Annotated in this window: 14 protein-coding genes; all 14 read right to left on the bottom strand. The window is 71.3% G+C overall.

Translation table 11 applies throughout. The features are described from left to right. Nucleotides 1-20: 20 nt before the first annotated feature. Nucleotides 21-1,115, bottom strand: a complete 1,095-nt coding sequence (locus tag Msi02_RS19110) for a sensor histidine kinase (RefSeq protein ID WP_204049599.1) — start codon at nucleotides 1,113-1,115, stop codon at nucleotides 21-23. A 96-nt stretch (nucleotides 1,116-1,211) separates the two neighbouring features. Continuing rightward, a complete protein-coding gene (locus tag Msi02_RS19105) occupies nucleotides 1,212-2,045 on the bottom strand; it encodes a TrmH family RNA methyltransferase (RefSeq protein WP_204049598.1) in 834 nt (277 codons plus the stop codon). Nucleotides 2,046-2,115: 70 nt separating this feature from the next. Beyond that, nucleotides 2,116-2,496 (bottom strand): 50S ribosomal protein L20, encoded by a 381-nt coding sequence (gene rplT, locus Msi02_RS19100; RefSeq protein ID WP_139575007.1) that lies wholly within the window; start codon nucleotides 2,494-2,496, stop codon nucleotides 2,116-2,118. Nucleotides 2,497-2,518: 22 nt separating this feature from the next. Beyond that, entirely contained in the window at nucleotides 2,519-2,713 is a 195-nt protein-coding gene (gene rpmI, locus Msi02_RS19095) for a 50S ribosomal protein L35 (RefSeq protein ID WP_030504936.1), read from the bottom strand. A 141-nt stretch (nucleotides 2,714-2,854) separates the two neighbouring features. Next, nucleotides 2,855-3,532 (bottom strand): translation initiation factor IF-3, encoded by a 678-nt coding sequence (gene infC / locus Msi02_RS19090; RefSeq protein ID WP_204049597.1) that lies wholly within the window; start codon nucleotides 3,530-3,532, stop codon nucleotides 2,855-2,857. Between the two features lie 203 nt (nucleotides 3,533-3,735). Then, nucleotides 3,736-4,575, bottom strand: coding sequence for a shikimate dehydrogenase (locus tag Msi02_RS19085; RefSeq protein ID WP_204049596.1), 840 nt, complete (start codon nucleotides 4,573-4,575; stop codon nucleotides 3,736-3,738). Next, nucleotides 4,572-5,726: an endolytic transglycosylase MltG gene (mltG, locus tag Msi02_RS19080; RefSeq protein ID WP_079316534.1), complete on the bottom strand. Its 1,155-nt coding sequence runs from the start codon at nucleotides 5,724-5,726 to the stop codon at nucleotides 4,572-4,574. Before mltG (Msi02_RS19080) ends, Msi02_RS19085 begins: the two co-directional genes overlap by 4 nt. Before the next feature lie 198 nt (nucleotides 5,727-5,924). Next, nucleotides 5,925-6,959, bottom strand: coding sequence for an endolytic transglycosylase MltG (mltG, locus tag Msi02_RS19075; protein ID WP_204049595.1), 1,035 nt, complete (start codon nucleotides 6,957-6,959; stop codon nucleotides 5,925-5,927). Further along, nucleotides 6,956-7,459, bottom strand: coding sequence for a Holliday junction resolvase RuvX (gene ruvX, locus Msi02_RS19070; protein WP_204049594.1), 504 nt, complete (start codon nucleotides 7,457-7,459; stop codon nucleotides 6,956-6,958). Before ruvX ends, mltG (Msi02_RS19075) begins: the two co-directional genes overlap by 4 nt. A gap of 7 nt (nucleotides 7,460-7,466) precedes the next feature. Beyond that, entirely contained in the window at nucleotides 7,467-10,139 is a 2,673-nt protein-coding gene (gene alaS, locus Msi02_RS19065; RefSeq protein ID WP_204049593.1) for an alanine--tRNA ligase, read from the bottom strand. Nucleotide 10,140: 1 nt separating this feature from the next. Beyond that, complete coding sequence (locus Msi02_RS19060) at nucleotides 10,141-10,410, bottom strand: hypothetical protein (RefSeq protein ID WP_079316531.1); 270 nt, start codon at nucleotides 10,408-10,410, stop codon at nucleotides 10,141-10,143. Beyond that, nucleotides 10,407-10,877, bottom strand: a complete 471-nt coding sequence (locus Msi02_RS19055; RefSeq protein WP_079316530.1) for a DUF948 domain-containing protein — start codon at nucleotides 10,875-10,877, stop codon at nucleotides 10,407-10,409. Before Msi02_RS19055 ends, Msi02_RS19060 begins: the two co-directional genes overlap by 4 nt. Before the next feature lie 104 nt (nucleotides 10,878-10,981). Then, nucleotides 10,982-12,289: a replication-associated recombination protein A gene (locus Msi02_RS19050; RefSeq protein ID WP_239108516.1), complete on the bottom strand. Its 1,308-nt coding sequence runs from the start codon at nucleotides 12,287-12,289 to the stop codon at nucleotides 10,982-10,984. 16 nt (nucleotides 12,290-12,305) lie between these two features. Next, entirely contained in the window at nucleotides 12,306-12,773 is a 468-nt protein-coding gene (locus Msi02_RS19045) for a DUF2231 domain-containing protein (protein WP_204049592.1), read from the bottom strand. Nucleotides 12,774-12,986 lie beyond the last annotated feature (213 nt).

Genomic DNA, 12,986 nt, shown 5'->3' with positions numbered 1-12,986 from the left:
CGATCGGCCTGTGGAAAGGCTCAGGCGAAGTCAGGGGTGCCGGTGGGCAAGGTAAATCGGAACTCCGCGCCGCCACCGGGCGCGCGCTGCACGCTGATGGTGCCGCCGTGGGCCTCGACGAGGCCCTTGACGATGAACAGGCCGAGCCCGGTCCCCCCGCGACGGCGGCCGTTGCCCCGCCAGAACTGGCGGAAGACACGGCCGACCAGCTCGGGCGCCACGCCCTCACCCTGGTCCCGCACCGACACCGCCACTCCCCATTCGACCGGCTCCACCACTATGGTCACCGTACCGCGTCCGTGGCGCACCGCGTTTTCCACCAGGTTCGCGAGGATCTGGTCAATCTTGTCCTGGTCGAGCCACATCTCGGGCAGCTCGCCGAGGACCTCCAGCCGGAAGCGGTCCTCCGGCTCCCCCGCCGCCACCCGGCCCGCGATGATCCTGCGGGCCCGGGCCGGCACGTCCACGATCTGGCGGTGGATCTCCACCCTGCCCGACTCGATGCGCGAGACGTCGAGCAGCTCGGTGATCAGCCGCGTCACCCGGTCGGCGTCCGCGTTGACCGTCTCCAGCATGACGCGCTTCTGGGCGTCGGTGAAACGCTCCCACTTGGCCAGCAGCGTCGCGGTGAACCCCTTGACGCTGGTCAGCGGCGAGCGCAGCTCATGGGCGACGGTCGAGACCAGGTCGGCGCGGCTGCGCTCGATCCGGGCGCGCGCCGAGGCGTCGCGCAGCGTGATCACGACGCGCTCTACGCGCCCGCCGCGCCGCGGCGTGCGGACGAAGCGCGCGGCGACGAGCATCTCCTGGCGGCCGGGCAGGTGCAGTGGCCGTTCCGGCTGGCGGCTGCGGGTGGACAGCCCGCCCTGCGGGTCGAGCCATTTCCACCAGTCGCGCCCGTCCTGGTCGCGCATCGGCAGCACGTCGCCGATGGGCCTGCCCACCACCGCCTCACGGGTCACTCCGGTCAGCCGCTCGGCGGCCCGGTTGACCATCAGGATCACGCCGTCGGCGTCGGTGGCGACGAGGCCGTCGGGAAGGTCGTCGACGTCGATGTGCGCCCGCCCTCCGGCGTCCCCCTCAAGGGCGCCGCCGGGGGTGTCGACACCTCGCACGAGACCGCCTCCTCGAGCTCCGGAACTGCGCGCGCCGCCGCCTCCTGCGCGACTCCTTCGCCGACAATAGCGGGTTTCCCGGGCTCGGCAGCAGCCTCAGAGCGCGGGGGTAGTGGGATCTTCCACGGAATGTAAGGTCTGCCGCTGAGCGCGCGCGGAGGCGTACAGGCAGACCGCGGCCGCGGTGGCGAGATTGAGGCTCTCCGCCCGCCCGTAGATCGGGACGCGCACCACCTCGTCGGCCAGCGCGAGGAGCTCGTGCGGCAGTCCCCACGCCTCGTTGCCGAACAGCCAGGCGCTGGGCGCGTCCAGGGCGACCTCGTCGAGCGTCCGGGTGCCCGCGCCGTCGGCCGCGAGCACGCGCAGCCCCGCCTCCCGCGCGTGCCGTACGGCGTCCGCCACGGGAGTGCCGGTCACGACCGGCAGGTGGAACAGGCTGCCCGCGCTGGCCCGCACGCACTTGCCGTTGTACGGGTCCACCGACGCGTCGGTGAACACCACCGAATCGGCGCCCGCCGCGTCGGCCGTACGCAGGACCGTGCCCGCGTTGCCGGGATCGCGCACGTGGGCGAGGATCGCCACCAGCCGGGCCCCCCGCGGCACCGCCTCGGCCAGCGGGACGTGCACGAACCGGCACACGGCCAGCAGGCCCTGCGGGGTGACCGTCTGGGTCAGCTCCGACATGACCTCGCCGCTCGCGCGGTGGACCGGCACGCCCGCCGCGAGGGCGGCGGCCACGATGTCGGCGTGCCGCGTCTCCGCCTCGACCGTCGTGAACAGTTCGACCGTGACGTCCTTGAGCGCGAGGGCCTCGCGGACCGCCTGCGGCCCTTCCGCCAGGAACGCCCGGTCGCGGTCCCGGAAGGCGCGCTTGGTCAGCCTGCGGGCCGCCTTGACGCGCGGCGACTTGATGTTGGTGAGCTCCGCCATGCCCGCTTGTCCCCCCTCGACGTGGATGAGGGCCCGCCGCAGGCGGCGGGCCCTCGTCTTCGCGCAGGTCTCAGGCGACCGGCGCGTTCACGTCGGACGGGAGCGCCTTCCTGGCGGACTCGACCAGCGTGGCGAAGGTCTGCGTGTCGTTCACCGCGAGGTCCGCGAGGATCTTGCGGTCCACCTCGATGCCGGCCAGGCGCAGGCCCTGGATGAAGCGGTTGTAGGTGATGCCGTTGGCCCGGGCGGCGGCGTTGATCCGCTGGATCCACAGCCGGCGGAACGTGCCCTTCTTGTCCTTGCGGTCCCGGTACGCATAGGTCATCGAGTGGAGCATCTGCTCCTTGGCCTTGCGGTAGAGCCGCGACCGCTGCCCCCGGTAACCACTCGCCCGCTCGAGGACGACCCGGCGCTTCTTCTTGGCGTTGAGCGCCCGCTTCACGCGTGCCATGTTGTTCTATCTCCCCGGGTCGTTACTTCGCGAGCAGCTTCTTGATCTTCTTGGTGTCGGCGTCGGACATGACGACGACGCCCTCGAGACGGCGCGTGCGAGTGGACGGCTTGTGCTCGAACAGGTGCTGCCGGTTGGCGCGGCGGCGGACAACCTTGCCGGATCCGGTGAGCCGGAACCGCTTCTTCGCACCGCTGTGCGTCTTCATCTTCGGCATCTCAGCCGTCTCTCCTCTTTCGTCCGTGCCGACGGCCCGGGCCGGTGACCCGGGCCGGCGGCCTGCCTTACTCCGCGAGACCGTCCCGGTCTCGGTTTCCGTGTACGTCTGCGGCGCCCCGCCCGATGGTTCAAGCGGGCGTCACTGCGGCTGCGCGGCCTGCTCCTCGGCGGGCTCCGCCTCCTGCTGGCCGGTGCCGCGGGCCTTGGCGGCGGCCTTCTCGGCCTTCGCCTCGGCCTTCTTCTTGTGCGGCCCGATCACCATGATCATGTTGCGGCCGTCCTGCTTCGGCTGCGACTCGACGAACCCCAGGTCGGTGACGTCCTCGGCGAGGCGCTGCAGGAGCCGGAAGCCCAGCTCCGGCCGGGACTGCTCGCGACCCCGGAACATGATCGTGACCTTGACCTTGTCTCCCGCCTTCAGGAAGCGCACGACGTGACCCTTCTTGGTCTCGTAGTCGTGCGGGTCGATCTTCGGCCGGAGCTTGATCTCCTTGATGATCGTGTGCGCCTGGTTGCGGCGGGCCTCGCGCGCCTTCATGGCCGACTCGTACTTGAACTTGCCGTAGTCCATGAGCTTGCAGACGGGCGGGCGGGCCGTGGCCGCGACCTCCACCAGGTCGAGATCGCTCTCCTGCGCCAGCTTCAGTGCGTCGCCGATGGAGACGATGCCGACCTGTTCGCCGTTCGGGCCGACGAGGCGCACCTCGGGCACGCGAATACGGTCGTTGATGCGGGGCTCGGTGCTGATGGGACCTCCAAAAGACTTCCGCTTGTCTCGACCGCGCGGAGCAAAAACAAAACCCCGCACGTCACGCATGCGGGGTCACTGAGCTCTCCTGCCGAAAACTCCGGTGTGATCCTTGACCCGTCCGCCTTTCGGCGGAGCAGGTGGGAGGAGGACCTCCGCTTGCGCGTCCAGCTCATGCCGGACCGATCGAGTTCCTACGCTACCACAAACCGGAAGGTCCCCGATGTATTCCGGGGCACCCACGGGAGGTGCCACGGTGCGCCCCGTGCCGGTCAGGAGGCCGCGCGCCGCGCGATCTCGGCCTCGCCGGCGGCGCGCATCGCCTCCACCGGCACGTCCGCGCGGCCGGTCATCAGCTCGACCTGCCGCACCGCCTGGTGCAGCAGCATCGGGAAGCCGCCGATCACCGTGCGCCCTCGCGCCCGTACGGCCGCGGCCAGCGGCGTCGGCCAGGGCGCGTAGACGACGTCGAACAGCGCCGCCTTCTCGGGCAGGCGGGCCGCGACCCGCTCGGCCAGCGCGTCGGCCGCGCCGGACGGCAGCGTGGAGACGACCAGGTCGGCCGCGGGGTCGAAGTCGTCGAAGGAGCGCACGGTCACCGTGGCGCCGAGGCGCTCGGCGACCCGCAGGGTCTCTCCCGCACGGCCCGGGTCCCTCACGACCAGCGTGACCTCCGCGAGGCCCGTCTCCCGCAGGGCGGCCACGGCCGAGGCCGCGGTGGCGCCGCCGCCGAGGACGACCGCGGAGGCAGGCGCGGGCAGGCCCGCCTCCGCGAGCGCCTCGACGATGCCGTACACGTCGGTGTTCTCACCGTGCCGGGCGCCGTCGCGGAACACCACGGTGTTGGCGCCGCCGACCGCCACGGCGAGGTCGGAGACGGTGTCGAGCAGCGGCAGCACGGCGCGCTTGAGCGGCATCGTGAGCGACAGCCCCGCCCACTCCGGGCCGAGCCCGCCGACCAGGTCGGCCAGCCCGTCCTCGGCGCACTCGATCGCGTCGTAGCGCCAGTCCGCCAGGCCCATCGCCGCGTACGCCGCCCGGTGCAGCACCGGGGACAGCGAGTGCGCGATCGGGGAGCCCAGGACGGCGGCCCGCCGGCCGGTCGCGGTCATTTGTTGTTCCTGTTGAACTCGTCGCGGAGCTTCCAGAACTCCGACTCCTTGTCGGTGAACTTGGTGATGCCCCGCTTGGGGTCGACCGTCACGAAGTACAGCCAGTTGCCGTCCGCCGGGTGCAGCGCGGCCTCGATCGCGTGGTCGCCGGGGTTGCTGATCGGGCCGGGCGGCAGGCCGAAGTACTTGTACGTGTTGTACCGCGAGGTGCTCTCCAGGTCGGCGTGCGAGGCCGCGATGCCGTACTTGTTCAGGCCGTACATGACCGTGCTGTCCATGCCCAGCTTCATCTGGGGGTCGGAGCTCAGCCGGTTGTAGATGACCCGGGCGACCTTCGGCATGTCATCGGCGCTGCCGGACTCGGCCTGCACGATGCTGGCGATGATGATGATCTGCCTGGCGGTGAAGCCGAGCTGCTTCGCCTGTTTCTCCAGGTCGACCTGGTCCGCGGTCTGGTTGAACCGGTCGACCATCTTGGTGAGGATCTGCTGCGGGGTGAGCTTGCTGCTGATCTCGTACGTGGCCGGGAACGCGAAGCCCTCAAGACGGCCCTTGGCGTACGCGGGGAGACCGATGTCGGTGCGGGCGGCCTTCTTGAAGTCCTCGACCGGCTTGCCGGTGGCCGTCGACAGCTCCTCGTAGATCTTGCTGAGCCGCAGGCCCTCACGGATGGTCAGCCGGTTGAGCATCCGGTTCTTGGGGTCGAGCAGGGCCAGGGCGGATTCGGCGGACATGCCCTTGCGCATCTCGTACTGGCCCGGCTGGAGCGAGGAGCTCTTCCCGGCGGCGCCGATGGCGTTGATGAACGCCCGCGCGCTGGCCACGACGCCCTCGTCCTCCAGCATCTGGGCGACGTCGGTGGCGCTCGCGCCCTCCTCGATCTCGACGACGACCTCCCCGCGCCCCTCCCCGGTGAAGTCCTTGGGGATCATCACGCCGCGCGCCCAGGTGAATCCGAAGTAACCGAGGCCGCCGAGGACCCCGATGATGATCACGATGGCGAACAGCGTGGCGACCCTGCCCTTGCGCCGCTGCCTCTTGCGGCGTCTGCGGCTGCGCCGCTGCTGGGTCCGGCTGCCAGAGGGCCGGCGCCGGGGAGAACCGTCGTCGTCCTCGGCGCCGAGCAGGAAGTCCATGTCCAGATCATTCATAGTGCGCTGGCCAATCTCTCGGTACGAGAGGCCTCCCGTCAAGCGAGTGTGCCAAACCGAGGGGGTTCGGGACAGGGGGTTCCGCGGGGGGCGTTCCCGATATATGGAGCCCCGCCCGGGGGCGGCGGGGCCGTGCGGACGCACCGGGCGCGCTCCGGAACCCCGCGGGACGGTGCCGCGCGGATGCCCGGGAGGCGATCAGTTCGTCCCGAGATACCTGTTCAGCTCCTCCCGATATTTCCTGAACTCAGCCTCTTTGTCAGTGAATTTGGTGATTTTACGCCGAGGATCTGTGGTCACGAACCAGTACCACGTGCCGTCGGCGGGGTGGAGGGCGGCCGCGAGCGCGCTCTCCCCCGGGTTGCCGATGGGCCCGGGCGGCAGCCCGGAGCGCGCGTAGGTGTTGTACGGCGAGTCGACCCGCGTGTCCTCGGTGCTGACCTTGAGGGTGTGGCGGTTCAGCGCGTAGTTGACCGTGCTGTCCATCTCCAGCTTCGCGCCGCGCGCGAGACGGTTGTACACCACTCTGGCGATCTTGGGGTAGTCGGCCGGGACGCCGCCCTCGGCCTGCACGATGCTGGCGACCGTCACCGCCTGCTTGGGCGTGAGCCGCACGCGCGGCGCCCAGTCCTCCAGCTTCACCTTCGCGGCGGCGACGCGGAACCGGGCCACCATCTTCCTGAGCAGGTCGACGGCGGTCATCCCCGGCTCGATCTCGTACGTCGCGGGGAACAGGAACCCCTCGGCCGTCCCCTCGGCGTACGCGGGCAGGCGCAGACGCCGGGGCTCGGCGACGGCCGTGGTGAAGTCCTTCAGGGGGATGCCGGTCCGGTCCGCGAGCGTGCGCAGCACCTCGCTCGTGCGCAGCCCCTCGGGCACGGTGACCGTGCGCACGACCCTGCTCGCGGGCGAGAGCAGCAGATCGAGTGCGCTGGCGGCGGCCATGCGCCGACGCAGGGTGTAACGGCCCGGGTGCAGCCCGCTCTCCTTGGAGCGCGTGATCACTTGCGCGACGAACGACTGGGCGCTTGCCACCACGCCGGCCCGCTCCAGCGTCTCGCCGATCTCGGCGGCGCTCGCGCCCGGCGTGATCTCGACCGTGACCGTCCCGGAACCGCCGCCGGAGTAGTCGGGGGCCTCCTCGGACTGCCCGACCACCTGGTGCACGCCGTAGGCCACCGCCACCGCGACCAGGGCGAGCCCCCCGGCCACGGCGGCGAACGTCCGCCTCACCTGGCGGTCCCGCCGCTCGCTTCCTCACCTGGCCCGGTGCCGGGCCGTGGTGGTTCGAGAGGTCTGCCGGGGGGATTGCCGGTGGCCCGCTCGCCGTCGAGCGCGGCCTGCAGCAGCACGACGGCCGCCGCCTGGTCGATCACGTCACGCTGGTTGCGGGCCCTCACGCCGCTGGAACGCAGGCCCTGCTGCGCGCTGACCGTGGTGAGCCGCTCATCTACCAGCCGGATCGGGACCGGAGCCACCCGGACGGCCAGCCGCGCGGCGAACTCGCGCGCGGCCCCGGCGGCGTGGCTCTCCCTGCCCGAAAGCGACGTGGGCAGCCCGACCACGATCTCGATCGCCTCGTGCTCGGCCGCGATCTCCGCGATCCTCGCCAGGTCGCCACGGCCGCGCCGTACGGTCTCCACCGGCGTGGCCAGCAGACCCGACGGGTCGCTGCGGGCCACGCCGATGCGGACGGAGCCGACGTCGACCCCGATCCTGACGCCATGCCTCATCGGCCGCTCACGCCACGGCGGAGGAGATGGCCTCCTCGACCGCGCGCAGCGCGTCGCCGATCGCCTCGGGCCGCGTGCCGCCGCCCTGGGCCACGTCGTCCTTGCCGCCACCGCCACCCCCGAGTGCCTTGGCGGCGACGCCGACGAGCCGGCCCGCCTTCAGGCCCCGCTCGCGTCCCGCCTCGTTGACCGCGGCGACGACGACCGGCCGGTCGGAGGGGACGCCGGAGACGACGACGACCGCGGCGCGGTCGCCAGGGAACCTGCCGCGCACATCGAGGGCGAGTTTACGCAGGTCGTCGGCGGAGGTGCCATCAGGCGCGCGGTGCGTCACCACGGAGACGCCCTGCACGTCGCGGGCCTGCGCGGCCAGTTCGCCCGCCACCGCGAGCACCTGGGCCGAGCGCAGCTTCTCCAGCTCCTTCTCGGCGGCGCGCAGCCGCGTGACGATGCCCTCGATGCGCTCGGGCAGCTCCTCGCGGCGGGTCTTGAGCTGCTCGCTCAGCTGGGCGACCAGCACGCTCTCGCGAGCCAGGAACCGGAACGCGTCGAGCCCGACGAGCGCCTCCACGCGGCGCACGCCCGCGCCGATGGACGACTCGCCCAGCACCTTGACCAGGCCGAGCTGGCCGGAGCTGGCCACGTGGGTGCCGCCGCACAGCTCCCGGGAGTAGTCGCCGACCTCGACCACCCGGACCTCGTCGCCGTACTTCTCGCCGAACAGCGCGAGCGCGCCCATCGCGCGGGCCTGCGCCTGGCTGGTGTAGAACGCGTTGACCTTGAGGTCGTTGATCAGGACGGCGTTCACCTCGTCCTCGACGTCGCGCAGCATCGACGGGGAGACGGCCCCGGCCGCGGTGAAGTCGAAGCGGAAGCGGCCCGGGGAGTTCTCCGAGCCCGCCTGGGCCGCCGACTCGCCGAGGGCGTTGCGGAACCCGCGGTGGACCAGGTGGGTCGCGGTGTGGCTGCGCGAGATCGCGCGCCGCCGCTCCAGGTCGATGTCGGCCTGCGCCTGGTCGCCGACGCGCACCTCGCCGGTGCGCACCTTGCCGCGGTGCACGATCAGGCCGGGCACCGGCGACTGGACGTCCACGATCTCGATCTCCGCGCCGCCGGTGCGGATCAGGCCCTGGTCGGAGAGCTGACCGCCGCCCTCCGCGTAGAACGGGGTGCGGTCGAGCACGACCTCCAGCGTGGTCCCCGCGCCGGCCGCCGGGACGGACGCGCCGTCGACGAGCAGGCCGATGACGTTGGCCTCGGCGGTGGTGTGGTCGTAACCGAGGAAGTCGACCTTCCCGGCCTTCTCCAGGATGCCGGTGAACACCGAGATGTCGGCGTTGCCGGTCTTCTTTGCCGCGGCGTCGGCCTTGGCGCGGTCCCGCTGCTCCTTCATGAGCCGGCGGAAGCCCTCCTCGTCCACCTGGAGGCCCTGCTCGGCCGCCATCTCCAGGGTGAGGTCGATCGGGAAGCCGTAGGTGTCGTGGAGCTGGAACGCCTGGTCGCCGCTGAGCGTCGAGACGCCCTTGCGCTTGGTCTCCTCGACCGCGACGTCGAAGATCGCCGTACCGGTGCGGAGCGTGCCGAGGAACGACGCCTCCTCGGCGTCGATGACCGTGTGGATGTTGGCGGCGTCGGCCTTGAGCTCGGGGTACTGCTCGCCCATCACGTCGATGGTGACGGCGGTGAGCGCGTGCATGTGCCGCTCCTCGCCCGCGCCGAGCAGGCGGAGGTTGCGGATCGCGCGGCGCAGCATGCGGCGCAGCACGTAGCCGCGGCCCTCGTTGGACGGCAGCACGCCGTCGCCGACGAGCATGACGCCCGCCCGCATGTGGTCGGCGATCACCCGCAGCGACACGTCGGCGCGCTTGTCGCGCCCGTAGCGGGACCGGGTGAGGTCGGCCGCCGTGTCGAGGATCTTGTACGTCGTGTCGATCTCGTAGATGTTGTCGACGCCCTGCAGGATGGCCGCCATGCGCTCCAGGCCCATGCCGGTGTCGATGTTCTTGGCCGGCAGCTCGCCCGCCACGTCGAAGTCGATCTTGCTGCGGACCTTGCTGAGCTGGAACTGCATGAAGACGAGGTTCCACACCTCGAGGTAGCGGTTCTCGTCGGCGATCGGCCCGCCCTCGCGGCCGTACTCGGGGCCGCGGTCGTAGTAGATCTCCGAGCACGGCCCGCCCGGCCCGGGAACGCCCATGTGCCAGTAGTTGTCGGCGAGGTCGCGGCGCTGGATGCGGTCGAGCGGCAGCCCCACCTTGCGGTGCCAGATGTCCTGGGCCTCGTCGTCGTCCAGGTAGACGGTCGCCCACAGGCGGTCCTCGGGGAAGCCGAAGCCGCCGTCGGACTCGGGCCGCGTCAGCAGCTCCCAGGCGAACGGGATCGCCTGCTCCTTGAAGTAGTCCCCGAAGGAGAAGTTGCCGAGCATCTGGAAGAAGCTGGCGTGCCGGGTGGTCTTGCCGACCTCGTCGATGTCGAGGGTGCGCATGACCTTCTGCGCGCTGGTCGCCCGCCGGTACGGCGGCGTCTGCTGCGCCAGGAAGAAGGGCTTGAACGGGACCATCCCCGCGTTCACGAGAAGCAGTGTCGGGTCCTCGGCGACCAGGCTGGCCGAGGGCACGACTGTGTGCCCGCGCTCCTCGAAGAAGCGCAGGAAGCGGCGCGCGATCTCTGCCGACTCCATTTCAGCGGCCGTCCTTTACGTCGTAGATTCTGTTCTTGCCGGTGGTGTTTCCATCAACCGTGTCGAGCCCGAACTCGGCACGCAACTCGGTTTCCCTGCTCGCCGACAGGTGGCGCACCTCGCCGGCGAAGTCCCTGAGCTGGTCCGCGAGGGTCACCGCGCGGTCGGCGGTGCGCCTGGCCACGTGGTCGGGCCGCAACGACTGAAGCTTACGCATGGTCCAGACCGTGAGGAACGCGCCCAGGGACATGTAGAAGAGCCGCCGGATCATCCGCGTCCCCTCCCGATCGCCCGGCGCTCCACGGCGCGCTCGGCCGCGTGCCGCTCGCTGATCCTGTCGCCGGTGCGGGGGCCGCCGCGGGCGACCCGCCGGGCCGGGACCCTGCGGGCGGCACGCCGGGCCAGCGCCAGGCGGAAGCCGTCCCGGAAGGCGGAGATCTTGAGCACCGGACCGGCGAACAGCGTGGACGCCACCCCGGTGATCTTGACCATGTTGCCGCTGACGTCACGCATGTTGTGCGTGATCTCCTCGGCCGCCACCAGCCGCCGGTTGGCCTCGGAGACGGTCTGGCTCATGTCGTCGAGGAGCGGGGCGATGCGGTCGCTCAGCTCGGCCACGGACTTGCGGGTCTCGGTCAGCAGTCTGGCCAGCCTGACCAGCACGACGACCATGAAGCAGACCAGGATCACCCAGAAAATGGCGACCACGAGGCCCGCCAGCTCTCCCGCGGTAAGCATGTGCCGATCTCCCTAGATCAACGGAGCTGGAATGGCAAGACCTTACCGCGAACGCCCTGCCCGCCGTTCCGCGCCACACACCCCGGGTCGCACACCGGCCGCGCTCAGCCGCCGCGCAGGAAGCTGCGGATCTTCGCCCAGCGCTCCGCGAACCGCGCCTCCGCGCCGTGCGCGGTCGGCTCGTAGTAGCGGCGCTCCCGCAGCTCCTCCGGCGCGTAGTCCTGGCGGACGAGGCCGTGCTCGAAGTCGTGCGGGTACTGGTAGCCCTTGCCGTGGCCGAGCTTCTTCGCGCCCGGGTAGTGCGCGTCGCGCAGGTGGTCGGGGATGCGGCCCACCATGCCGCGCCGCACGTCGTCGGAGGCCGCGCCGATCGCCTTCACGACCGCGTTCGACTTGGGCGCCAGCGCGCAGTGGATGACCGCCTGGGCGAGGTTGATCCTGCCCTCGGGCAGGCCGATGAACTCCACGGCCTGGGCGGCGGCCACCGCGACCTGCAGGCACGTGGGATCGGCCATCCCGACGTCCTCGCTGGCGAAGATCACGATCCGGCGGGCGATGAACCGCGGGTCCTCCCCCGCCTCCACCATCCGCGCGAGGTAGTGCAGCGCGGCGTCGGCGTCCGAGCCCCGCATGCTCTTGATGAACGCGCTGACCACGTCGTAGTGCTGGTCGCCCTGGCGGTCGTAGCGCACGGCCGCCTTGTCGACGGCCTTCTCCACGACCTCCACCGTGACGTCGTCGGCCAGCATCGCGGCGGCTTCCAGGTAGGTCAGCGAGCGCCGAGCGTCGCCGCCGGCCAGCCGTACGAGCTGGTCGAGGGCGTCGGGCTGCAGCGTGACGCGCCCGCCGAGGCCGCGCGGGTCGGCCACCGCGCGCTCCAGGACGGCGCGGACGTCGTCTTCGGCCAGCGGCTCCAGGGTGAGCAGCAGCGAGCGGGACAGCAGCGGGGAGATGACGGAGAAGAACGGGTTCTCCGTCGTCGCGCCGATGAACGTGACCCAGCGGTTCTCCACCGCGGGCAGCAGCGCGTCCTGCTGCGCCTTGTTGAACCGGTGGACCTCGTCCACGAACAGCACGGTCTGCCTGCCGGTCATGCCGAGCTCGCGGCGGGCCTGGTCGATGGCGGCGCGCACGTCCTTGACCCCGGCGGAGACGGCCGAGATCTCCACGAACCTCCGCTTGGTCGCGCCGGCCACGACGTACGCCAGCGTGGTCTTGCCGGTGCCCGGGGGTCCCCACAGGAACAGCGACATGGGGGCGTCGCTCTCCACCAGACGGCGCAGCGGCGTGCCGGGCCCCAGCAGGTGCCGCTGGCCGATCACCTCCTCCAGCGAGCGCGGCCGCATCCGCACGGCCAGCGGCTCCTGGCCCCGGTGCGCCTCCTCGGCGGCCGAATCGAACAGGCTCTCCACATCGCCGACACTACCGTCAGCGGCCCCACACGGCCGTCGCGCCCGTGTGCCCGGTCCGTACGGCGTAGTAGCCGACGGCCACGGCGAGGATCACGGCGGCGGCCGACACGACCAGGGCGACGGCCCGCGAGCCGCCGCCCTCGGGGGCGCGGCGGGCCCGGGTGAGCCACACCATCAGCAGGGACGCGACGGTCAGGATCGCGGTCACCGGCACGAGGATGTCCGCGAGGCCGCTGTGGACCTCGATCGCCTCGGAGGGCCGGCCCTGGAACAGCCGGTGCTCCAGCGCCTCCCCGCTCTCCTTGGCCGCGAACACCGAGCCGAGGGCCACCACGGCGGTCACGACCAGGGCCCAGTCGAGCTTGTGCCGGAGGCGGGGCAGCGCGGCGTACGCGATCGACAGCACCGCGAGCAGCGGCGCGAAGATCACGGCCGCGTGGACGATGAGAGCATGGGCCGGGAGTCCGAAGACCTGGTCGAACATCGTGCATCGCTCCTGAGACGGCAACCGGGGCGCGGATCGCGAGCCGTACTCCCTTGTACGGATTCGCTCGGCAGGAGGTTCCCAGGCGGATCTGAGAGCAAGATGAGCGCAAACTGTCGTGATACCCCTGGGACGTCTGCTTTACACGAAGCCGACGGGATCACGGATAGAGTGACGCATCAGTCGTAACAAAAGGGGAAAGGGAAGGCATAG

The organism is Microbispora siamensis, assembly GCF_016863095.1.
Taxonomy (GTDB): domain Bacteria; phylum Actinomycetota; class Actinomycetes; order Streptosporangiales; family Streptosporangiaceae; genus Microbispora; species Microbispora siamensis.
This window is presented reverse-complemented; position numbering and strand designations above follow the sequence as displayed.